The 21,680-nt window shown below is 60.4% G+C and carries 14 protein-coding genes and 10 pseudogenes; 21 read left to right on the top strand and 3 right to left on the bottom strand.

The features are described 5' to 3' along the window. Positions 1–134: 134 nt before the first annotated feature. From JCM21793_RS28070 to JCM21793_RS01765, 5 genes and pseudogenes are all read left to right on the top strand, one after another. Positions 135–1,340, top strand: coding sequence for a tripartite tricarboxylate transporter substrate-binding protein (locus JCM21793_RS28070; protein ID WP_025029284.1), 1,206 nt, complete (start codon positions 135–137; stop codon positions 1,338–1,340). A 117-nt stretch (positions 1,341–1,457) separates the two neighbouring features. Beyond that, positions 1,458–1,787 carry a tripartite tricarboxylate transporter substrate-binding protein gene (locus JCM21793_RS28065; RefSeq protein ID WP_025029283.1) on the top strand — a complete coding sequence of 110 codons (330 nt, stop codon included), beginning with the start codon at positions 1,458–1,460 and terminating at the stop codon, positions 1,785–1,787. 146 nt (positions 1,788–1,933) lie between these two features. Then, positions 1,934–2,380: a tripartite tricarboxylate transporter TctB family protein gene (locus JCM21793_RS01775; protein WP_162175204.1), complete on the top strand. Its 447-nt coding sequence runs from the start codon at positions 1,934–1,936 to the stop codon at positions 2,378–2,380. Between the two features lie 9 nt (positions 2,381–2,389). Beyond that, a pseudogene (locus tag JCM21793_RS23560) lies at positions 2,390–3,882 on the top strand (tripartite tricarboxylate transporter permease). 30 nt (positions 3,883–3,912) lie between these two features. After that, positions 3,913–5,139, top strand: a complete 1,227-nt coding sequence (locus JCM21793_RS01765) for a pyridoxal phosphate-dependent aminotransferase (protein ID WP_025029281.1) — start codon at positions 3,913–3,915, stop codon at positions 5,137–5,139. Between the two features lie 195 nt (positions 5,140–5,334). Here JCM21793_RS01765 and JCM21793_RS29970 read toward each other — a convergent pair. Next, a pseudogene (locus tag JCM21793_RS29970) lies at positions 5,335–5,492 on the bottom strand (microcin ABC transporter ATP-binding protein); the annotation flags it as partial. Beyond that, a pseudogene (locus JCM21793_RS23555) lies at positions 5,467–6,416 on the bottom strand (LysR family transcriptional regulator). The pseudogenes JCM21793_RS29970 and JCM21793_RS23555, both read right to left, overlap by 26 nt. A gap of 157 nt (positions 6,417–6,573) precedes the next feature. Here JCM21793_RS23555 and JCM21793_RS23550 point away from each other — a divergent pair. The 5 genes and pseudogenes from JCM21793_RS23550 to JCM21793_RS01730 all read left to right on the top strand — a co-directional run. Continuing rightward, positions 6,574–7,280 (top strand): annotated as a pseudogene (locus JCM21793_RS23550) (5-oxoprolinase subunit PxpA); the annotation flags it as partial. Between the two features lie 99 nt (positions 7,281–7,379). After that, positions 7,380–7,621: pseudogene (locus JCM21793_RS23545) on the top strand (acetyl-CoA carboxylase). A gap of 4 nt (positions 7,622–7,625) precedes the next feature. Next, a pseudogene (locus JCM21793_RS23540) lies at positions 7,626–9,034 on the top strand (acetyl-CoA carboxylase biotin carboxylase subunit). After that, positions 9,034–9,909 carry a 5-oxoprolinase subunit B family protein gene (locus JCM21793_RS01735; RefSeq protein ID WP_025029280.1) on the top strand — a complete coding sequence of 292 codons (876 nt, stop codon included), beginning with the start codon at positions 9,034–9,036 and terminating at the stop codon, positions 9,907–9,909. The pseudogene JCM21793_RS23540 and the gene JCM21793_RS01735 overlap by 1 nt, the downstream one beginning before the upstream one ends. After that, the gene (locus JCM21793_RS01730) at positions 9,899–10,873 is read left to right on the top strand and encodes a 5-oxoprolinase subunit C family protein (RefSeq protein ID WP_025029279.1); all 975 of its coding nucleotides are present in this window, start codon (positions 9,899–9,901) and stop codon (positions 10,871–10,873) included. Before JCM21793_RS01735 ends, JCM21793_RS01730 begins: the two co-directional genes overlap by 11 nt. 99 nt (positions 10,874–10,972) lie before the next feature. Here the strand turns inward: JCM21793_RS01730 and JCM21793_RS01725 are convergent, their stop codons facing one another. Continuing rightward, positions 10,973–11,986 (bottom strand): GntR family transcriptional regulator, encoded by a 1,014-nt coding sequence (locus JCM21793_RS01725; RefSeq protein WP_025029278.1) that lies wholly within the window; start codon positions 11,984–11,986, stop codon positions 10,973–10,975. Between the two features lie 463 nt (positions 11,987–12,449). On the opposite strand from JCM21793_RS01725, the pseudogene JCM21793_RS29965 reads away from it, so the two are divergent. From JCM21793_RS29965 to JCM21793_RS01675, 11 genes and pseudogenes are all read left to right on the top strand, one after another. After that, positions 12,450–12,878 (top strand): annotated as a pseudogene (locus JCM21793_RS29965) (ABC transporter ATP-binding protein); the annotation flags it as partial. 389 nt (positions 12,879–13,267) lie between these two features. Continuing rightward, a complete protein-coding gene (locus tag JCM21793_RS29960; RefSeq protein ID WP_306306719.1) occupies positions 13,268–13,537 on the top strand; it encodes a TOBE domain-containing protein in 270 nt (89 codons plus the stop codon). Beyond that, the gene (locus JCM21793_RS01715) at positions 13,537–14,469 is read left to right on the top strand and encodes an ABC transporter permease (protein WP_025029277.1); all 933 of its coding nucleotides are present in this window, start codon (positions 13,537–13,539) and stop codon (positions 14,467–14,469) included. The genes JCM21793_RS29960 and JCM21793_RS01715 overlap by 1 nt, the downstream gene beginning before the upstream one ends. 2 nt (positions 14,470–14,471) lie before the next feature. Next, positions 14,472–15,316 (top strand): annotated as a pseudogene (locus JCM21793_RS23530) (ABC transporter permease). After that, positions 15,313–16,059 carry an SDR family NAD(P)-dependent oxidoreductase gene (locus JCM21793_RS01705; protein ID WP_025029276.1) on the top strand — a complete coding sequence of 249 codons (747 nt, stop codon included), beginning with the start codon at positions 15,313–15,315 and terminating at the stop codon, positions 16,057–16,059. Before JCM21793_RS23530 ends, JCM21793_RS01705 begins: the two are co-directional and overlap by 4 nt. A gap of 20 nt (positions 16,060–16,079) precedes the next feature. After that, complete coding sequence (locus JCM21793_RS01700) at positions 16,080–16,853, top strand: SDR family NAD(P)-dependent oxidoreductase (protein ID WP_025029275.1); 774 nt, start codon at positions 16,080–16,082, stop codon at positions 16,851–16,853. Positions 16,854–16,901: 48 nt separating this feature from the next. Beyond that, a pseudogene (locus JCM21793_RS23525) lies at positions 16,902–18,115 on the top strand (ABC transporter substrate-binding protein). 77 nt (positions 18,116–18,192) lie between these two features. Then, entirely contained in the window at positions 18,193–19,281 is a 1,089-nt protein-coding gene (locus JCM21793_RS01690) for an ABC transporter ATP-binding protein (protein ID WP_025029274.1), read from the top strand. A 52-nt stretch (positions 19,282–19,333) separates the two neighbouring features. Beyond that, positions 19,334–20,213: pseudogene (locus JCM21793_RS23520) on the top strand (polysaccharide deacetylase family protein). Positions 20,214–20,259: 46 nt separating this feature from the next. After that, entirely contained in the window at positions 20,260–20,598 is a 339-nt protein-coding gene (locus JCM21793_RS01680; protein WP_025029273.1) for a hypothetical protein, read from the top strand. After that, entirely contained in the window at positions 20,595–21,680 is a 1,086-nt protein-coding gene (locus JCM21793_RS01675) for a CobW family GTP-binding protein (protein ID WP_025029272.1), read from the top strand. The genes JCM21793_RS01680 and JCM21793_RS01675 overlap by 4 nt, the downstream gene beginning before the upstream one ends.

The raw sequence follows: 21,680 nt of genomic DNA, 5'->3' as shown, positions 1-21,680 counted from the left end.
AGGCGCTTTCTCAACATAACCCTGAGTTATGGCGACCAGAATAAATAATATTGGATGGTTATTCCATAGGGCTTTATCCGTTTAGGACCGAATAGGGCGCGTCCCCGTCGCCCGGAGTTGAAGGGTATGGAAATATGAGCGGATCGCAGGACGAATTTTTGAGAAAGCTCGAGAACGTTGAGACGGGTGTCGTAACCGATGCTCTCTCGCGGCTTGGGCTTTCCGGATGGATGGATGCGGTGCTGCCGCTCGGCCATGCTCAAAGGATTGTCGCCCGCGCGACCACCGCCAAATTCGCGCCGCGCAGCGGCGCGCCAAGCCAGATTGGCAACATCTACACCGCCATTCGTGGCGCGACGCCGGGCAGTGTCCTGATCGTGGATTCAGGCTGCACGGACCGCTGGCTCCTTGGTGAAAACGTCGCGCATGCGGCTTATTTCCAGGGCCTTGCGGGCATCATCTCCGATTCGATGGTGCGTGACGTCGCACAACTCAAGGCGATGGATTTTCCGGTTTTCGCCAGAGGTATTTCTGTCCGGCCGCCGGAGCTTGAAATGGCCGGAATCGATGTGGCTGTCGAGTGTGGCGGCGCGCAGGTGCGTCCGGGCGACTACATCGTTGCCGATGCAGACGGCGTCGTGGTTGTACCGCAGTCGCAGATTGAGCGTGTCATGGTCGAGATCGCAGATCTGGAACAGCTTGAAAAGGACCAGGAACTGGCCCTTGCAGAACAGGCGCCGCTGGAGGTGATAAACGAGCTTCTGAGAAGAAAGAAGACACCGAAGGCTCAACGGCCGCCAAGGCCTGAACTTATGGAAAACGGAGGAGAAAACTCGATGAACAATCTCTTTAAGAAAGCAGCAATGGCATGCGTCGCCGTGTTGGCGCTCGGCGCCCTTCCGGCAATGGCGGAATATCCTGAGAAGCCGGTCGAGATGGTGGTGCCCTACGCACCGGGCGGCAGCACCGACGTTCTTGCACGCAAGTTTGCCCAATACGCGGAAAAATATCTCGGGCAGCCGCTCGTGGTCGTAAACAAGCCCGGTGCCGGCGGGCAGCTCGGCTTCACCGCAATCGCTACTGCGAAAGCCGATGGTTACACGATTGGCTGGATCAACTCCGGCATCATCACAAACGCCATCACCCGGCCAGACGTGAAGTTCAGCGTCGACACATATGACATGATCGCAAACCTGGTCACGGACCCGGTGTGCTTTCAATCGCCGGGGATTCCGACATCAACACCCTTGAAGAGTTCATCGAGACCGCGAGGAAGGAAACGCTTACCGTCAGCCATGAGGCGTCGGCGGCGACGATTTCCTGGCGGTTCTTCAGCTTGAGAAAGCAGCTGGAATCGAGCTCAACAAGGTGGCGTTCAATGGCGATGCAGAAGCCAAGGCAGCGCTTCTTGGCGGACACATCAACGCCATTGAAGCAATGTCTCAGAGCAGGTGGAAATGGCTTCCGAAGGCGGTCTGAAGCCGCTGGTGGTCTGGTCCCGCAAGGCCGCCGCCGATATGCCTGACGTGCCCACCGGATCAGAGCTTGGATATGACATTCTGAGCGCCGCATCGCGCGGTATCGCCGGCCCGATCAACATGGAGCCCGAAGCGCTGAAGAAGCTGCGGGAAGTTGCCGGTCAGGTCGCAAACGATCCCGCATTCATCGAAGACCTGAAGAAGCTCAACATGCCGATGGATGTTTTGATCGGCGACGAGTATCTGGCTTTCATGAAAGATCAGGATAAAGCCTATCGCGATCTATGGGAAAAGAGCCCCTGGATTTAAGGATAGTGAACAGGTGGCCGCTTGGGCTACCTGTTCTCCGCTTGCCGGACCCTGTCCTGAAAGCAGGAAACATTCCGGTCCATTCCTGTCGTGCAGCCATGAATGGACCGGACGCTTTTCCGATCCTCGATATCCGAACGGGCTTGATGATGCATAGAGATGTTTTTGTTGCCGCTGCCCTGCTTCTGCTGGCCGTGGCGTCGGCTGCGGGCGTGTGGACGCTTGAAGGCGGCGCGCGAAATTTCCCGCTGACGATGGCCGGGCTTCTGGGCGTCGGGGCATTCGTTCTGCTTGTGCGTTCGATGCTCTTCGACGCGGCCGAAGACGAAGCTGCGGATGCGCCCATCGCATACGGCCGCTTCCTGATAATTGTTGCAGTGACGGCGGGCTTTGCGCTCATCATGCCATGGGTTGGCTTCTATCCGGCGACATTCCTCTATCTGTCTGCTCTTTATTGTGGGCTTTCGACCTTTCGCCCTCACATCGCGATAGCGCTCGCGGCCGCGCTTTCGGTCGCGATCTATATCCTTTTCGGTTTCTTTCTTGCGGTCCCGACGCCCTCTGGCGCCGTCGCATCTTTCTTGCTGGGTTAGGAGAGATCAATGGAAGCGCTCTTGGTCGCCGCCACAAATGTCTTTTCGCCTGAAGCTCTTCTGGTGCTTGTCATCGGAACGATCGTCGGCCTCTTCATCGGGGCATTGCCGGGGCTTTCCTCCACCATGGGAGTGGCTCTGTGCATACCGATAACGTTCGGAATGGATCCAGCGATAGCGCTGGTTCTGCTTGGAGCGATCTATTGCAGTTCCGTCTTCGGCGGATCGATCACCGCCATTCTTTTGCGGACACCGGGCACCGATGCTCCATAGCCTCCACATTCGACGGCTACCCCATGACGCAGCGTGGCGAGGGCACAAAAGCCATTGGCATGGCGCTCGTGGCATCGCTGGTGGGTGGCGTGTTCAGCGCACTGGTTCTTCTGTTCGTTGCGCCTCCACTGTCCAGACTGGCCCTGCTTTTCGGGCCACAGGAATATGTGTTTCTGGCGATTTTCGGCATGGTCTCGATCATCGGAGTAGCAAGCGGTCAGGCGCTGAAGGGGCTTATCACCGCCGCGCTTGGCCTGTTGCTTGCCACCGTTGGACTTGATCTTTTCACCGGATATCCGCGCTTGACAATGGGGCAGGACGAACTGCTTGACGGTCTTCCCCTGCTGCCCGCCCTTATCGGCATATTCTCCGTTTCGCAGGCGCTTTCCCTTTGTCTTTCGAGCGCCGAAAGCCGGGCCAGCCAGCCGGTGCCGGAGGTCAAGGGCCGGGTGCTTCCCGAATGGCCGGTTCTGCGCCGCGTTACGCGCACGCTTCTCCGCTCGTCAATCATCGGATCCGTCATCGGCATTCTGCCGGGCGCGGGAACAAGTGTTGCAGCGTTTATCAGCTACAATGAAGCCCGCCGCCAGTCACCGCACCCCGAGCGCTTCGGCAAAGGCGAAATTGAGGGCGTTGCTGCACCTGAAGCCGCCAACAACGCCGTAACCGGCGGCACGCTGGTGCCCACGCTCACGCTCGGCATACCGGGCAATGCGGTAACGGCGGTTTTCATCGGTGGCCTGACAATCCACGGGCTGATCCCCGGGCCGAAACTGTTCACGCAATATGCGGACGTTACCTACACGCTGATCCTCTCGCTCATCCTGGCAAACATCCTGTTTGCGGTCATCGGTCATGTGTCCGCGCCCTGGATATCCCGTGTGATACGTGTGCCTAGCGCCGTCCTCGGACCCGCGATCATCGTTTTCAGTGTCGTTGGCTCCTATGCGCTGCGCAACAGCCTGTTCGACGTCTGGCTCGTTCTCGGATTTGGCGTGGTCGGGTTCTTCATGGAGCGCTGGCGCTTTCCGGGCGCGCCTCTTGTGATCGCGCTGGTTCTGGGGCCCATTCTGGAAACGAACTTCCGCAGGGCGATGCAGATTTCCGGTGGAGACTGGACGACGTTCTTCACACGCCCTTTCTGCCTTTTGCTGATCGCACTGATCGTGCTTTCGCTCTGCTACCCGTTGATCGCACGCCTTCGCCGTGGCCGGCGGCTGTTTGGTTGAAATCTTTCATCTGTTCACTGTGAGGAAGACATGACTTTTGTCGCTTCGCGCATGGCGCGCGTCAAACCTTCGGCAAGTGGCGTTGCCGCCATGCGTGCCCGTCAACTCATCGCCGAGGGGCATGACATTATAAGCCTGACGGTCGGAGAGCCGGATTTCGATACACCGGCTCACATTCGCGCGGCCGGAGAAACGGCCATACGAAACGGCGAAACACGCTACACGAATGTGGACGGCACGCCGGCACTGAAACAGGCGGTCGCGCGCAAGTTTCTGCGTGAGAACGGCCTGAGCTACGAGAGCAGCCAGATTGTCATCGGCTCCGGTGCCAAGCAGGTTATCTTCAATGCTTTCCTCGCATCCATCGACGATGGAGATGAAGTCATCGTGCCCGCGCCGTACTGGGTGTCCTATCCCGATATGGTGCGTCTGGCTGGTGGAGAGCCGGTCGAGGTCGCGTGTCCGGCAGAAGATGGTTTCAAGTTGACGCCGGAGCGTCTGGAAGCTGCGATCACGCCCAGGACCAAGATGCTGGTGCTCAATTCTCCGGGCAACCCGTCCGGTGCGGTGTATTCGGAGGATGAACTCAGGGCGCTTGCCGTGGTTCTGTTGCGGCATGAGCGTGTCGCTGTTGTCAGTGACGAGATTTACGAGCACATCACATTCGGCAATCGGCGTCATGTAAGCATCGCGGCGGTGGAACCCCGGCTGATGAACCGAACGCTCGTGGTCAACGGTGTTTCCAAAGCTTACGCCATGACGGGCTGGCGTATCGGTTATGGTGCCGGGCCTGCGGACTTGATCAGAGAGATTGTCAAACTTCAGTCCCAGAGCACGTCCAGCGCCTCTTCCATCAGCCAGGCCGCAGCACTTGCCGCGCTGGAAGGAGAACAGGACGAAGTCCACAACAACTGCAGTGTTTTCGAGAAGCGAATGAAGATCATTCGCGAAGTCCTCAACAAGGCTGGTCTGGTCTGCCGGGAACCGGGTGGCGCATTCTACGTCTATGCTGACTGTGGTGCCTTTATCGGCATGAAACGACCGGACGGACGCGTCGTGGAGACGGATACGGATTTTGCCGAATATCTTCTGGAAGAGGCGAAAGTCGCTGTCATTTCCGGCGCGGCGTACGGCCTCTCCCCATTCATACGCCTGAGTTTCGCGCTCTCTGAAGACCGCCTCGCGGAAGCCGGGGCTCGTATACTCCGGGCTTGTGAAGGCCTTGCGCAACACTCCACCATCTATCGCCAGCCTTGAAACTGGTTTGCAGCCGCGAGGGAATCTCAAGCCGTTAAACTGTCACTACAGCCTTGCCTTGCATTGATATTAATACCGCCGTGAAAACTCCTTGGGTGAGCAACCGACACGCCGCCTGAACATGGCTGAAAAAGCGTTGGGGCTGCAGAAGCGCTGTTTTTTACCACCACCTGCGCGCACATGACCACGATCTGAGACCGCATCCATGAGTTGGCGTATGTAGGCATCACGCGGATTGTTCAGAATTTCACTCGCCGTACCTGTTCCACCACTTTGCCGTGGCGCAGCACCACCACGCGATGCGCAATGTCAGCGACAACACCGATGTCATGGGTGATGAGCAGAACGCACATGAGCGGCAGGTGAGGTGTCTGTGCGCATTTGCGGAATGTGGAAGGCCTGCCGAAAGTAGGCTCGGAATGCCTCCATGGCTTTGTTGAAGCGGGCATGGCGAGCCCATGCCAACCCTACATTCATAGCTGGAATCGGCTCCTGAAGGACGATGGTTTCCAGTCTCTGTCCTTCCAGTGACCAAGGACGGTAGACCATGTCGGACAGGATGGCGACACCCTGTCCGCTTGCAACCATGGAACGCACCGCCTCGACGGAAGAGGTGCGTAGCTTGACGTTCGGACTGTAGTGGGATGTGCTCCAGTAGCTCAGCGACGTGTTGGCCGCCTCGTCTACGGTGAGCATGATGTAGGGCTCGCGGGCCACATCGGCGAGGCCGACCCTGGCCTTCTTGAGAAAGGGGTGGCGTGAGGGGACCCACAGCCGCCGTGTTGAGCTCATCATGGTCTCGCTGGCGATCTGCGGATCGCGCACATTCGAGGTCAAAAGCACCGCGATGTCGTATCGCTCGTCGAGCAAACCTTCCTCGATCGCTTCCCGGTTTACTTCATGCAGCTGAATGTCGAGGCCGGGAAAAGCGCGTTGCAGTCGCTGCAGATGGTCGGGCAGAAAATATCCGATCACCGTATAGGTCGCGGCGACCACGAGCCTTCCCTCCACATTGCCCGAAGGACCGTCAGATGCGTTGCTTCATGCACTTTCTGCAGGATTTCATAGGCATGGAAGAGGAATTCCCGTCCGGCCGGCGTAAGCTCCATGCCACTGCTCGAACGCTCGAAAAGTTGCAGATTCACCGTGAGCTCCAGCTCGCGGATCGCAGTGGTGACGGCCGATTGCGAAATGGAAAGCTCCACCGCAGCCCGCGATATCTGGCCGAGTTCGGCGGTTGCCACAAAGTAGCGGATTTGCCGTAGGCTTATGGGCATGGCCGGTCCCTTCGCATCCGTGTCTTCTTTTTTTTTGATATTACAGCATCTGAAAATAGAAATTCCAATCTCTCGATTGTTTTCCTAGGCTGCCTGCGAGTGGAACATCAGTCCGCAGAGAACTGAAAAGGTCGCGGGCGAAAACGGGGAGCGTCGCATGGCCGTTGAGGCAATCGACATCAATTGCGATATGGGCGAAGGCTTCGGTGCGTGGCAACTGCGTGAGACCGATGACGAAGCCCTGATCAAGCTCATCAGTTCCGCAAATATCGCGACAGGCTTTCATGCCGGCGACCCAAGCCTCATGGACCGCACTGTGCGCATGGCTGCCGAGCATGGTGTCGGTGTCGGTGCGCATCCCGGCTATCGCGATCTGCAGGGGTTCGGCCGCCGCCGCATTGATGGCAGCACCGCCGAACTGGTCAACGATATCGTCTATCAGGTCGGCGCGATCCGCGAATTCGCCAAGCGCCATGGCGCGCATCTGCAGCATGTGAAGCCGCACGGCGCGCTTTACATGGAACTCGCCGGCAATGCGGAATTCTCCGATGCTTCGTGCGCTACATGCGCGCTGTCCAGCCAGAGACCGCCATATTCTGCATGGGCGTTTCGGCGACCTACGAGATCGCGAAAGCCGCCGGCCAGCCGGTGATCCGCGAATTCTATGCCGATCGCGACTATGGCGATGACGGCGCTATCGTTTTCACCCGCCGTGTCGGCAGGCTCGATCCTGAAGCCGTCGCAGAAAAGGTGGTCAAGGCCTGCCTGAACGGTACGGTGACGACCGTTACCGGCATGGAAGTCGATGTCCAGTTCGAATCCATCTGTTTCCATTCCGATACGCTGGGTTCGAAGGAAATTGTCGAGGCGATGCGCCGCCGGTTGAAGGAAAACGGTGTCAGGGTCGTCCCGGTGTCGAAATTGCTCGGCCGATAGCGCCGGGAAAAAGAAAGGGGAATGCCGATGAGCAAGGTCGAAATCAGGGCGCCGATGCCCGGGGTCTTCTACCGCAAGCCCTCTCCGGATAGCCCGCCTTTCAAGGTCGATGGCGATGATGTCACAGTCGGTGAGTCGTGGGCCTGATCGAAGTCATGAAGAGCTTCCATGAGGTTTCCGCGATGGAAGGTGGAAAGTCCGTCCGCTTTCTGCTCGAGGATGCCGATGCGGTGATGGCCGGTCAGGTCATTGCCGAGATCGAGGTCTGAGGCGATGGCGATAGGCTCCCTCCTCATTGCCAACCGGGGCGAGATTGCGGTGCGCATCATCCGTGCGGCCCGCTTGCTCGGCATTCGCACGGTACAGGCACACAGCGCGGCTGATGCGGACTCTCTGGCCGTGCGCATGGCCGATGAGGCGGTCCTGATCGGTCCGCCACCAGCCGCCAAATCCTATCTGGATATCGGAGCCGTCATGAAGGCGGCGCGTGAAGCCGGCGTCGATGCGGTCCATCCTGGCTACGGGTTCCTGGCAGAGAATCCGGATTTCGCCGACGCCGTCGTTTCAGCAGGCATGATTTTCGTTGGCCCCGACGCTCGGCAATCCGTCTCCTGGGTGACAAGGTGGCCGCGCGCAGGGTGGCGCGCGAGGCGGGCGTGCCGACCGTTCCCGGTAGCGAAGGGCGTATCGCCGGCATTGAAGAGGCGCGCGCCCTGGTCGGAGAGATCGGCTTTCCAGTCATGATCAAGGCCGCGGCGGGCGGCGGCGGGCGGGGTATCCGCATCGTGCGCGATTTCGACGAGTTCGAAAAACAGTTCCCCCAGGCCGCGTCCGAGGCGCAGGCAGCCTTTGGCGATGGCGGTCTCTACATCGAGAAGGTGATTGAGAATGCCCGCCACATCGAGGTTCAGATATTGAGCGACGGTGAGAACGTCATCCACTGTTTCGAGCGGGAATGTTCGCTCCAGCGCCGCCGCCAGAAGGTGTGGGAGGAGGCGCCGGCTTTCGGCTTGTCGCCTGCCGTGCGTGAAGCGCTCACGGCGAGCGCCGTCGCGCTCGCCCGTTCCGTCAGCTATCGCGGCGCCGGCACGGTGGAATATCTCTATGACGCGGATTCTGACGCTTTCTATTTCATCGAGGTCAACACCCGCATCCAGGTCGAGCATCCCGTGACGGAGATGATCACGGGAATCGATCTCGTTGCCGAGATGATCCGCATTGCCGGCGGTGAAAAACTGTCGATCCCGCAGGAGGCGGTGCGCATTTCGGGCCACGCCATCGAATGCCGTATCAACGCGGAGGATCCGACGCAGAATTTCATGCCCTCGCCGGGGCAGGTCACCGCCCTCATGGAGCCAGAAGGCGAAGGCATTCGTTTCGACACCATGCTCTATGACGGCTACTGGGTGCCGCCATTCTACGATTCCCTGCTGGGCAAGATGATCGTGCACGGTGCCGACCGCAAGGACGCAATCGCTCGCATGGAGGCGGCGTTGAAGGCGCTCACCATCGGCGGCATCAGGACGACGGTTCCCCTGCATCTGGCGATAGCCGCGAATCCGGATGTGACCGCCGGTGCCATCCACACGAAATATCTGGAAGGGTGGCTTGCCGATACCCCCTTGAGCGCCTCCCTGAGCACCTCCTTGAGACCCGCCGCCAGCCAAACGGAGAACGCCTGATGAAGCCGCGCTACACATTCGGCGGTGACGAGCACCTGTTCGTCGAGGTCGACGAGGAAATGTCGCTCGATGCCTTCTTCAAGAGCCTCTCGATGACACGCATCATCGCCGAGCGCGCTATCGAAGGGGTGACCGAAATCTGTCCGGCCAATGCCTCTTTTCAGGTGAAATTCGATCCCGATGTGATCAGCCCGGAAGCGCTTCTGGAAGAAGTCCGCTCCATCGAGGCCGAGGCGGGCAATACAGATCCCGTGCTGCAGACGCGTCTCATCGAGGTACCCGTCTTCTACCAGGACCCCTGGACCCATGAGACGCTGATGCGGTTCCGCGAGCGCCATCAGGATCCGCAGGGAACGGACCTCGAATATGCGGCGCGCATCAATGGCTATTCCAGTGTGGAAGCGTTCATTGCCGCTCATTCGGGCTCTCCATGGTTCGTGTCCATGGTCGGCTTCGTGGCCGGGTTGCCGTTCATGTATCAGATGGTCGAGCGCGAACGCCAAATCCAGGTGCCCAAATATCTGCGTCCACGCACGGATACGCCAAAGCACACCGTCGGTTACGGCGGCTGTTTTTCCTGCATCTATTCGGTGCGTGGTGCCGGCGGGTACCAGATGTTCGGCATCACGCCGATGCCGATCTTCGATCCCGATCAGAAGACCAATTATCTGGAAGACTTCATGGTCTTCTTCCGGCCGGGCGATATCGTGAAGTTCAAACCCATCGACAGGGTCGAATATGACCGCACCGTCGAAGCTGTCGTGAAGAATGCCTTCAAGCCGAAAATCCGTGAAGTGGAGTTCGACCTGCGGGCCTTCAACGCGGACATCAAGGGATACAACGCGCGGCTGGAGGGCATGATCAATGGCGATTAAGGTTCTCAATCCGGGGCTGCTGACCAGCGTGCAGGATCTCGGCCGTCCCGGCTATTTCCATCTGGGTATTCCCGTGTCGGGGGCGATGGATCGCTATGCCATGCGGGCAGCCAATCTTCTCGTCGGCAATGAAGAAAGTGCTGCCGGACTGGAGGCCGTGTTTGTCGGGCCACAACTGGCCTTCGATGAGGATACGGTGATTGCCGTTACCGGCGCCGACATGCCCGTCAGGATCGACGGTGAAATTCAGCCGGGCTGGACAGCCCTGCCCGTGAAGGCCGGGCAGGTTCTGAGCTTCGACTTCCTGACCGCCGGTGCCCGCATCTATATCGCCGTTGCAGGCGGTATCGACGTGCCGGTGGCGCTGGGCAGCCGGTCGACCTATCCCATCGGCGCATTGGGCGGTTTCGAGGGACGCGCCATTGCCACAGACGATGAACTGCCGGTCGGCCGCCCTACAGTCCGTGCAACCTCCGGCCGCAGCGTTCCCGATGACCTGCGCCGGGCAAATCCGGTTCCGGTCGAGCTTCGCATCCTCCCCGGCCTTTACGACCACCGCGTCACGAAGGCTTCGCTTGACCGCTTCTTCGACGAGGAATGGAAGGTGGCGCCCGAGGCCGACCGCATGGGCTATCGTTTCCGTGGCGGCACGCCGCTCGAATTCAATGAGCGCGAACAGCCGTTCGGGGCCGGCTCCGACCCGTCGAACATTGTCGATAGCTGCTATCCCTATGGTTCGGTGCAGGTGCCTGGCGGTACGGAGCCGATCATCCTGCACCGGGATGCGGTGTCCGGCGGGGGCTATTTCATGATCGGCACGGTTATTTCGGCGGATATGGACCTTATAGGGCAGCTGCAGCCCAACACACCAGCCCGTTTTCGCCGGGTAACGATGGAACAGGCGCTTGAGGCCCGGCACGCATGTGCCGCAATGCTCGACCGTTTGAGGAAGGCCTTGCAATAGGCTGTCAGGGGCCGGTGGGCTGCGAGCGCATCGGCTTCCTGGAGGAGCTTCAGGCTCCGCAGTGCCCGGCGGGACTTGGCGCGGGTCGCGAACCGCGCCTCAGACAGCGATGAGATAGGGCGCCAGATGTCCCGGCTGGGGCAGCACGGCGACGATCTTCAATTGGGCGATCGTGCGGTCGCGCGACTTGGAGAGGTGATTCTCGAGAAGCTCGGCCGCGCTTTGCGTCGCCCCGACGATGAGCAGTTCGCCGATCATCCGGATTTCGCGGATCGACAGGGCATCGCCCGTAAGTCCGAGACTGAAGAGCGCTTTCTGCGAGGCCTGCAGTGTCTTGCGATTGTTGGCGATCAGCCGGCGCAGATCGCGATTGGGAGTGGAAAGAATGGCCAGATCGATAAAGGCATTGACGAGCCTGAACCACTTGTCGGCTTTGATGAGACCACCTGCACGCTCGGTTTCCTCCATCTGCCGGCACAGTTTTTCGAGCGCGATCTTGTCGGTAAAGGGTGCGGCCGAGCGCAGCGCCGCGACTTCCAGAATGATGCGAAGTTCGAACTTGTCCTTGATGGATTGCGCCGTTAGCGGCCCAACAAGCCATCGCGAAGTCGAGCTTTTGGTGACGAGACCGCGCTCTTGCAAGCGCCCAAGAACGTCGCGAATCACTGTGCGGCTGACATCGAAATATGCCGCCAGGTCGTTTTCGACGATCCGGTACTGCCCGAAGACCAGACAGGAGGAAACGTCGCTCTCCACCTGATCGTAAATGCGCTTCCAGTTTGGCCTGTTGAGGGATTCGTCGTGAGCTTCTTCTACCGAAAGATCGAGTGTCTTGATGTCCTTGCGTATCGGTGCGACATCCGCATCGCATGTTCCGACCAGATAGCCCCGGCCATCGAAGCGGCTGACGGCGCCTTCTTCTTCCAGAAGCGCCAGGGCCCGCTTCACCGAGCTGCGCGAAATTTTCAGAACTTCCGCAATCGGACCTTCCAGAAGCACAAGTCCGGGTTCCAGGACGCCCGACCTGATGTTGGCGCGTATGGTTTCGGCCGCGGAAAGATAGAGCGGTGTTCGGCTGTTGGCGGGGGCAGGGATCATGTCGGTCTGGCTCATTGGGGGCTGCCCCGGTTGTGGCGCGTCTTGTCCCGCGCTTCAATCGTAAAAAAACAAGCTGCAAACAATTCGAGCATACAAAGATCAATTTTTGTGCGGTCGCGTGGCGCATTTTCAGATGTGACGGGACGAAAGCGCGCAGTTTCAAGGGGTTGCGCGCTGTACCGCAATGCGCTGGGTGACAACAATTTGCGCACTGTCGCACAAAGACAGGCGCCCCTTTTCCTCCCTAGTCTTGATGTTGGAACATAGAGAAAACGCCGAAAAGGCTAGAGGATGCCCGTATGAAGCGCGGCACAGCGTGCATGCTTGGGCTGAAAACCCCGGAAAACAAAGACGTGCAGTCGCGCGGCAGCGCCGCTCGAAAAGAAATTTCTTGAGCCCGCTTGCGCGCTTGAGAAAAAATGTGCTTGTATACATAATCATTTTTTGATGATGACACATCCTTAGTCTGGAGGGAAGCGTGCTTTCGCTGAGTTCTATCACCAAGCGCTACGGAGACGTCACCGCTCTCGACCGTCTGAGCGTCAACGTCCCCGATGATTCCTATGTCTCGCTGCTTGGTGCGAGCGGCAGCGGCAAAACCACTCTGCTGCGCGTGATCGCGGGCTTTGAGGAGCCGGATGGTGGAAAGGTCATCTATGACGGCCATCGCCTCGATGGCGTTGCGCCGCACCGGCGCGGCATCGGTTTCGTTTTCCAGAACTTCGCACTGTTCCCGCATTTGAGCGTGGCCGACAACGTGGCTTTCGGTCTGCGTTACCGTGAGGAGGGCCCTGTAACCGACCCGTCGGAACTGAAGGCGCGGGTCGCCGACGCGATCCGGCTGGTGGGGCTTGAAGGTCTCGAGGCGCGCAAGGTCACGGCGATTTCGGGCGGCCAGCGCCAGCGTGTGGCGCTGGCGCGCACGCTCGTCACTGAGCCCCGCTTCGTGCTGCTCGACGAACCGCTTGGCGCACTCGACGCCAATCTGCGCGAACGCATGTGCGATGAGCTGCGTGCGATCCGAGAGCGCCTGAAGGTGACTTTTCTGCACGTCACCGGCAGCGAGACCGAGGCGCTTCTCATGGGCGACGTCGTGGCCGTTCTTTCCGCTGGTTCCATTGCCCAGGTGGGGCCGGCATCCTCCCTCTTTGCCTTGCCGAAAAGCGCCGACGTGGCGCGTCACCTGAACGCCTACAACGTGCTCTCCGGTCGCATGGTGAACGGCGGCTTCGAAGGCGCGGGCGCGCGGTTTGCGCTGCCGGGCAAGCAGGCCGCAAGCATGGTGCGCCGATCGAAGTGGCGCTGCGTTTCGATCGCATTTCCGTGTACCCGGCCGGTGCAACTGCCGCTCAAACCGCCGGAGAGGCGGCAATCCGCGCGCGCTTTATCGCAAGCGAGTTCACGGGTGCATCGGTTCTTTCCTTCTTCCGGTTGGAGGACGGCACCCTGCTTCAGGTCGTCGCTCACCTGAGCGGTCCCACCCCGCAGGCTTTCACGAAGGATGAACTCTATGAGCTCTCCTTCAATCCGCAAGACGTCATCCCATTCATCGAGAGGGCCGCATAATGGAAATTGTCGGCGAGCAGATACGCGGCGCGGCTTCCGCTATGGGCGAGGACAACGGCGTGTCGCCAGCCGAACGCCGTGGCCGCCAGGAACGCCGCACGGCGCTGATGCTTATCAGCCCGGGCGTTCTCTGGATGGCCCTGTTCATGGTTCTGCCCATGATCATGGTCGTCTACGTATCGTTCTGGACGCAGACCACCTTCACGGTCGAACCCAAACTCACGACCGACAGTTGGGTGCGCTTCCTGACCAGTTCCACCTATCTGGCGTCCACCTGGACCACGGTGCGCATCTGGGGGATCGTGCTCCTGTCGACTCTTCTGATCGGGTATCCGGTGGCACTGTTCATCGGCCTGATGGTGCGCAACCAGACGCTTCAGACGGCGCTTCTCGTCATTTGCGTTATCCCCTTCTGGACCTCCTTCCTGATCCGTGTGATCGCCTGGCGCCCGATGCTGGGCACCGAGGGCGCTATCAACATGATCCTCATGAAGCTCGGCATCATCGACACGCCGCTGACCTCGCTGCTCTTCTCCGAATTCGCAGTGCTCATCGGCATGACGCAGATTTACTGCGTCTTCATGGTGGGGCCGATCACCTTCATGCTGAGCCGCATCGAGCCGAGCATCATTGAGGCTGCGCGCGATCTGGGCGCCGGTTTCGGGCGCATCTTTTTCAAGATCATTCTGCCTCTGTCACTGCCCGGCGTGATCGTCGGCGCGATCTTCGTGTCCGTCATGGTGCTGGGCGAATTCGCCACCGCCGCCTCGCTGTCCGGCCGCAAGGTCAATCTCTTAGGCAACATCATCGTGTCGCAGGTCGGCTCGCTGAAATGGGCCTTCGCGTCGGTCGCCGGCGTCATCCTCACCGTCATCATCGCCGTGGTCATCACCGCGCTCTTGCGGGTCGTCAACCTCAGGAAGGAGATGTAGCCATGGAAGCGCGCGCTCTCAAACCCGTGCTCGGCGTCTATTGCGCCGTCTTCATCCTCTTCCTCTACGGGCCGATGATCATCCTGGCGATCCTGTCCTTTCAGGGACCGGGAGGCGGCCCGCAGTTCCCGATCATCGAATGGTCGACCTATTGGTACCAGCATCTGCTCGGCATGACGCCGCCCGGGCGCATCTCGCGTCTGCCCATCGGCGACAGCTTCTGCGCTCGCTGACACTCGCGCTGATGACGACGGTCGTCTCCACCGTGCTCGGCGTCATGACCGCACAAGGCTTCCGCGCCCGCTTCAAGGCATCCGGCGTTGTGTTCTACCTCGTGATCCTGGGCATGATCGTGCCGGGGGTGCTTGTCGGCCTCGGCATGGCGTTGCTCACCAACATGCTGGGCATCGACCGCAGTTGGTGGGGCACGGCCTTCGTCCTCCATGTTGTCTACACATTCCCCTTTGCCTTCCTGGTGATGCTTGCGATCTTCAATCGCTTCGACCGCAGCGTGGAAGAGGCCTCGCTTTCGCTCGGCGTCTCGCCAGTGCAGACCTTCCGGCGGGTCACGTTCCCGATGATCTTCCCGGGCGTTCTATCGGCGATGCTGTTCTCCTTCACGCTTTCCTATGATGAGTTCTCGCGCACGCTCTTCACCTCCGGCCGCGATCTGACCCTGCCGCTGACGATTTATGGAACCTTCTCGGTCGAGATCTATCCGAATATCTTCGCCTTCGGCGTTCTCACGACACTCTTCTCCTTCACGCTCCTGCTCATCTACGCGCTGCTGATGCTTAGAGCGGTTCGCTCTGCCCAGTCCTTCAAGGGACAGGAGGAGGCCGAATGATCACCGCCCCGAAAAAGGTCGCGCTGGTCACCGGCGCGGGGTCGGGTATCGGAGCGGCCATCGCCGAACGTCTGGCGCAGGAAGGCTACCGCGTCGCGGTCAACGACCTGTCGGCCGAGGCAAGTGCCTGCACGGCCGATGCGATCAACGCCTCAGGTGGCGAGGCGGCTCCCTTCGCTGCGGATGTCTCGAGTGAGGACGCCGTCCGCGAGATGATCGGCGCTGTCGTGGCTCATTTCGGGCCTGTCGATCTGCTCGTCAACAATGCCGGCCACGGCCATCAGGCGGCGTTCACGGAAATTTCGCTCGCCGAGTTCGAGCGCATGTTCGCCGTTCATGTGCGTGGCAGTTTCCTGATGATGCGTGCGGTCCTGCCTTCCATGCTCGAGCGCGGGGAGGGCGTTATCGTCAATGTCGCCTCGCAGCTAGGGCAGGTCGGCGGGGTCGAGCTCGTTCACTATGCGGGCGCCAAGGGCGCGATCATCGCCATGACGAAGTCGCTCGCCCGCGAGGTGAGCGCACGGGGCGTACGCGTCAATGCCATCGCGCCCGGCCCCATCAACACGCCGCTGGTCGAAGCGCTCTCATCCGACTGGAAAAAGGTCAAGGCCGCCGAACTGCCGCTCGGGCGTTTCGGCGAGCCGGCGGAAGTCGCTGGTGCCGTAGCATTTCTTGCCTCGCCGGATGGGGCTCTGTTCGTCGGTCAGACGCTGGGTCCGAATTCCGGCGACGTGATGCTTTGAAGACTGGAGAACACCACGCCATGGCCAGAACGAAACCCAGAAAACGCGTTGTCCTTGTCACTGGAGGCGGCATCGGCATTGGCCGTGCCACCTGCGAGGCGTTTGCCCGTGCGGGCGACCATGTGGTGGTGACGGATGTCCTGGAAAAAGAGGGCAGGGTGCTTGCCGAAAAGATCGTCGGCGACGGCTGGTCGGCAGAGTTCGCACCGCTCGATGTCTGCTCGACGAAAGCTGCCGATGCGCTGGTCGCACGTCTCAACGAGGAGCATGGTCATATCGATGTGATCGTGGCGAATGCCGGCATTGCCCATCGAGTGCCGCTTGGCGAATTGAGCGACGAGAAGTGGGACCAGACCTTCGATATCGATCTGAAGGGCATGCTGCGCGTCATTCGCCCGGCTGTGCCCGCCATGCGCGAGGCGGGCGCGGGGGCGATTGTCTGCCTCTCCTCCATCATGGGCGTTGCCTATGGCTGGGATGAGCATGTGCATTACTCTGCCGCCAAATCCGGCGTGGTGGGGCTTGTGCGCGGTCTTGCAGTGGAACTCGCCGCGCAGGGCATCCGCGTCAATGGCGTTGCGCCGGGCTATATCCGTACCGCGCAGCTTCTCTCCGAAAAGCACTCACTTGGGCCTGAAGGCGCCGAAAAGGCGTCTGCCTTCATCCCCATGGGCCGGTTGGGCGAACCGGAAGACATCGCCGACGTCATCCATTTCCTGGCTTCGCCTGCGGCACGCTACCTCACGGGGCAGGTGCTGACGGTGGATGGCGGCCTGCTCGTGGGCCGTTACTGAAAATACTGGGCAAACAAAAATGGGAACTGAAAAATGAAAAGACACCCGATGCTGAACAGACGCACAATGTTAAAGGGAGGCGCTGGCGCCGCAGCTCTGGCGATGGGCGGCCTTTCACCGTTCCTGCGCTCGCAGGCCGCTTTTGCGCAATCGCTGGCCGACCAGCAGCTCCGCACGATAGGCCTGTCGGTTACCGTGCAGGACCGCATTCTCGACATGTTCAAATCCGAGAGCGGGGTTGGGTCCGTTTCCGGAACCGCCTCCACTTTCCCAGACAGTCAAACGCGCATTCTCTCGGGCGCCGGCGACTATGATTGCTGGGAAGTGATCGCCGAGCGTTTGCCGGCCATCATCGCCACGAACAATGTGGAACCGATCCCGACGGCTGAAATCCCGAACTGGAATTCCATCCGCGATACCTTCACCAAGGAGAGCGACAAGTGGGAGCGCCGCGCACAGATCGTCGGTCAGATCTGGGCCGACGACGAGCAGACGAAGCTCTACATGGTACCGGCGGTCTATAACTACGATTCCATCGGCTACAATCCGGACGTGGTCAGCGAAGAGGAAGCCAACAGCTGGACGGCGCTCTTCGACGACAAATGGCGCGGCCGTTCGGGCCTAAACGTCGATCCGCTGATCGCTATCGGCCAGGCCATCATCGCAATGAACACGCTTGGCGAACTTGAAGCAAGAATCCGGGCAACCCGACGGTCGAGGAGATCGACGAGGCGACCGCCTTCCTGATTTCAAAGAAGAAGGCGGGTCAGTTCCGCGCCCTGTGGGGCGATTTCGGAGAACTGGTCAACCTGATGGCCTCGGGCGAAATGGTTGTCTCCGATGCCTGGCAGCCGGCGGTCATGGCGGTGAAGGCGCAGGGCCGTCCCGCCAAATATGCGACACCGAAGGAAGGCACGCGCGGCTGGACGATCGGCCCATCGCTCATTGCCGGTTCGCAGAACCGCGAGGCGGTGATCGCCTACGCCAATTTCTGGCTCTCCGGCCCGCCGGCCATCGCTGTTACGGAGCAGGGTTACTATTCGCCGAGCACCAACATCAAGAATGTGATGGACCCGGACAAATACGCCTTCTGGTACGAGGGCAAGCCCTGGGTCGGCGCGCCCGAACGCGGCATCAACGAAGGCGATCTGCGCGATGGCGGGTCGCTGGAGGAGCGTGCGGCCAACGTGGCTTACTGGCACCAGTGGCCGGACGAATACGACCACCTGATCCAGCGCTGGGACGAATTCCTGAACGCCTGACGTGAAACCGCCGCGCCGGAACGCCCCTGGCTGTTCCGGCGCGGCAAACCCCTCCGGCAAGAGCATCGGACTGAGGCATGAACGATCTTGAACTCATAGGCGTCGGCAAGACCTATCCGGACGGCACCGTTGCCGTGTCAGACTTCGACCTGGCGGTGCAGCCGGGCGAATTTGTCGCCTTTCTTGGCCCTTCGGGCTGCGGCAAGTCCACGACGCTGCGCATGATTGCCGGCTTCGAGGATATTTCGAACGGCGATATCCTCATCAAGGGAAAGAATGTTTCGGCCATACCGCCGGAAAAGCGTCCCACCTCGATGATCTTCCAGAATTATGCGCTCTTCCCGCATATGACAGTGCGCCAGAACATCGGTTTCGGGCTGGATGTGAAAGGGCTCTCTTCGGGAGAGAAGAAGGCCAAGGTCGACCGCATCATGGAGATGTTCGGCCTGAGCGACTTCGCCGACCGCAAGGCCGACAGGCTCTCGGGTGGCCAGCGCCAGCGGATCGCGCTTGCCCGCGGCCTCGTGGTCGAGCCGGACATCCTGCTGCTCGACGAACCGCTGGGTGCGCTGGATGCAAACCTGCGCCGTGTTATCCAGAACGAATTGAAGCTGCTGCAGCGCGAACTGGGCATCACATTCGTCTTCGTCACGCATGCGCAATCCGAAGCGCTCGGCCTGTCGGACCGCATCGTCGTCATGAACAGGGGACGCGTTGAGCAGATCGGCACGCCGCATGAGGTCTACGCTTCGCCCGCCACCGAATTCGTCGCGCGCTTCATCGGCTCCAACGCCATCATCGAAGGCTCGAATCTGTCGTTCGATGGGGATGCGGCCTTTGTCGATACCGTCTTCGGCCGCATGCATGGCCGCCGTTCGCAATCGCTTGCACCTGGCGCTGCCGCACTGGTGGCGATCCCCGCCGAGGCGATGCGAATACAGCCGGCTAATTCTTCTGCCGCAGAGGGCGAAAACAGGCTGTATGGCACGGTCTCCATGAAGCACGCCGTCGGCAGTGTCGGCCATTTCAAGGTCGATCTCGATGGCCGGCAGAGTGTCGACGTCCAGACCGGTACCGACAATGAGGCCCTGATGCGGCTCGCCATAGGCGATGCCGTCATCGTCGATTGTCCCTCCGACCGCGTGACGCTGGTCGCCCGGGGCTAAAACAGAAGGGGTCGTCCGGCCCCGCAGAAACCGCAACAAGGGAGATTTGAAAATGGCAAAAGAGATTCTGGTCGGCTTCGGCATCGATGTCGACGCCGTCGCGGGCTGGCTCGGTTCCTACGGCGGCGAGGATTCTCCCGACGATATTTCGCGCGGAATGTTTGCCGGCGAAGTCGGTTCGCCGCGCCTGTTGAAACTATTCGACCGCCTGGGTCTGCGCACCACCTGGTTCATCCCCGGCCACTCCGTGGAAACCTTCCCCGAACAGATGAAGGCTGTGGCCGATGCGGGCCACGAGATCGGCATCCATGGCTATAGCATGAAAATCCGATCGCCATGACACAGGAGCAGGAAGAAGAGGTGCTCGACAAGGCAATCGACCTCATCACCAGCCTCTCGGGCAAGCGCCCGACCGGCTACGTGGCGCCCTGGTGGGAGTTCTCGAACGTCACCAACGAACTGCTCTTGAAGAAGGGAATCAAATACGACCACTCGCTGATGCACAACGATTTCACGCCCTACTATGTGCGGGTTGGCGACAAGTGGACCAAGATCGACTATTCCGCCAGGCCCTCGGACTGGATGAAGCCGCTCGAACGAGGAGTGGAGACTGATTGATCGAGATTCCGGCCAACTGGTATCTCGATGACCTTCCGCCCATGATGTTCATCAAGAAGTCGCCGAACAGCCACGGCTTCGTGAATCCTCGCCATCTGGAGGAGATGTGGCGCGATCAGTTCGACTGGGTTTACCGCGAAATGGACTATGCGGTCTTCCCCATCACCATCCATCCGGATGTTTCGGGCCGCCCGCAGGTGCTCCTGATGCTGGAACGCCTCTACGAGCACATGAAGTCGCATGAGGGTGTCCGTTTCGTGACGATGGACGAGATGGCGGATGATTTCGCCAAGCGCAATCCGCGTAAAAAATAGGCGGGCCGGGGCGGTTCGCCGCCCCGCTCCTTCCGGGAGGAAACCCATGTGTTCTCTTTGCGGCGTTCTTGGATGCGACGATCACTGGACCAGCGCCATCGCGCGACCTGGGATCTATACACGCAATACCGACCGGCTCGCTCGCCGGCGCGAGGCCGCCAACCGCATCAGGCTTGCCAATGCGCTGCTTGAGCCCAGTCGGCTGAAGATCGCTGAATGGCAAGGCGCGTCCTATGTGCTGTCGAGCCCGACGGGCCGGACCCAGGTTTTCGAGAGCCTCGCCCATCTGTGGCCAGAGGTCGAGGCCATGACGGCGCGCGCGCTCGATCCGCTCGACCCCGATTTTCTGGAACGGCTGAAACAGCGCATTGAGGCAGCGCCATGACCGCTGAACCGCGCTCGGCCAATCTGACACCCGTCAACTTTCTCACCGGCTTTCTGGGTTCGGGCAAGACGACGCTTCTCCAGCGCCTCCTTGCCGATCCAGCCATGGCGAATGCCGCCGTGCTGATCAACGAGTTCGGCGAGGTGGGCCTCGATCATCACCTGCTTGACCGCATCGATGACAATGTCGTTCTGCTCAAATCGGGTTGCCTGTGCTGCACGGTGCGCGGCGAAGTCGCCGATGCGCTGCAAAAGCTCGATTCCCAGCGCGGCCGGGGTGAAATCCCCTGGTTCGACCGCGTGGTCATTGAGACGACGGGACTGGCCGATCCGTTTCCCGCGCTCTCCACCATCCAGTCGCACCCGGTTCTGCGCAGCCATTTTGCAATCGCAAATGTCGTGGTCACGGTGGATGCGGTGAACGGTTCCCGCCAGATCGACGAACGGCTGGAGGCCGTGCGGCAGGTGGGAGCGGCGGATGTGATCGTCATCACCAAAACCGATATGAGCGAGGCGGCCGATACCGACGCATTGCTGGAAAAACTGAACCGGCTCAATCCATCCGCGCGCCGGGTGATCGCGCAGGAGGCGAGTGCCGACGATTTTCTCGTCGATGCTTCAGCCGAACGCAGCGAGGAATGGCTGAGCGAGGCGCTTTCTCTCTCCGAAGAATTCGCAGCACCCGTTCATCATCACCATCATGAGGAAGAGGGGAATCATGGCCACGCCCATTCCTCCGTGCGCTCCTTTTCCATGGTGATCGAGGAACGGATCGACTGGACGGGCTTCGGCATGTGGCTGACCATGCTGCTCAATCGCCATGGCGACCGGGTCTTCCGCGTCAAGGGCATCCTTGATATCGAAGGGGAGGAGCGTCCGGTGGCGATTCACGGCGTGCAGCGTCTGGTCCACCCGCCGGTTCATATGTCCGCCTGGCCGGATCGTCGCCGCCAGTCACGCATCGTGTTCATCGTCGACGGGCTGGACCCGGCGCGCATCGAAGAGTCGTTTCATGTATTCAATCGCCTGTCGGAAAAGGTGCTTGCTCAGGGTGGCACGCTCCCCCTTCGTAGGGCGAGTTAG

It is taken from the genome of Nitratireductor aquibiodomus NL21 = JCM 21793 (genome assembly GCF_000615975.1).
In the GTDB taxonomy this organism is placed as follows: domain Bacteria; phylum Pseudomonadota; class Alphaproteobacteria; order Rhizobiales; family Rhizobiaceae; genus Nitratireductor; species Nitratireductor aquibiodomus.
The sequence above is the reverse complement of the archived record's forward strand: the minus strand, read 5'-3'. Positions and strand labels throughout refer to the sequence as shown.

What these genes read in the sequence shown, in the direction of transcription:
- JCM21793_RS28070 (WP_025029284.1), top strand. Translation starts at nt 135, where the DNA reads ATGAGCGGATCGCAGGACGAATTTTTGAGAAAGCTCGAGAACGTTGAG.
- JCM21793_RS28065 (WP_025029283.1), top strand. Translation starts at nt 1,458, where the DNA reads ATGGCTTCCGAAGGCGGTCTGAAGCCGCTGGTGGTCTGGTCCCGCAAG.
- JCM21793_RS01775 (WP_162175204.1), top strand. Translation starts at nt 1,934, where the DNA reads ATGATGCATAGAGATGTTTTTGTTGCCGCTGCCCTGCTTCTGCTGGCC.
- JCM21793_RS01765 (WP_025029281.1), top strand. Translation starts at nt 3,913, where the DNA reads ATGACTTTTGTCGCTTCGCGCATGGCGCGCGTCAAACCTTCGGCAAGT.
- JCM21793_RS01735 (WP_025029280.1), top strand. Translation starts at nt 9,034, where the DNA reads ATGAAGCCGCGCTACACATTCGGCGGTGACGAGCACCTGTTCGTCGAG.
- JCM21793_RS01730 (WP_025029279.1), top strand. Translation starts at nt 9,899, where the DNA reads ATGGCGATTAAGGTTCTCAATCCGGGGCTGCTGACCAGCGTGCAGGAT.
- JCM21793_RS01725 (WP_025029278.1), bottom strand. Translation starts at nt 11,986, where the DNA reads ATGAGCCAGACCGACATGATCCCTGCCCCCGCCAACAGCCGAACACCG.
- JCM21793_RS01715 (WP_025029277.1), top strand. Translation starts at nt 13,537, where the DNA reads ATGGAAATTGTCGGCGAGCAGATACGCGGCGCGGCTTCCGCTATGGGC.
- JCM21793_RS01705 (WP_025029276.1), top strand. Translation starts at nt 15,313, where the DNA reads ATGATCACCGCCCCGAAAAAGGTCGCGCTGGTCACCGGCGCGGGGTCG.
- JCM21793_RS01700 (WP_025029275.1), top strand. Translation starts at nt 16,080, where the DNA reads ATGGCCAGAACGAAACCCAGAAAACGCGTTGTCCTTGTCACTGGAGGC.
- JCM21793_RS01690 (WP_025029274.1), top strand. Translation starts at nt 18,193, where the DNA reads ATGAACGATCTTGAACTCATAGGCGTCGGCAAGACCTATCCGGACGGC.
- JCM21793_RS01680 (WP_025029273.1), top strand. Translation starts at nt 20,260, where the DNA reads ATGTGTTCTCTTTGCGGCGTTCTTGGATGCGACGATCACTGGACCAGC.
- JCM21793_RS01675 (WP_025029272.1), top strand. Translation starts at nt 20,595, where the DNA reads ATGACCGCTGAACCGCGCTCGGCCAATCTGACACCCGTCAACTTTCTC.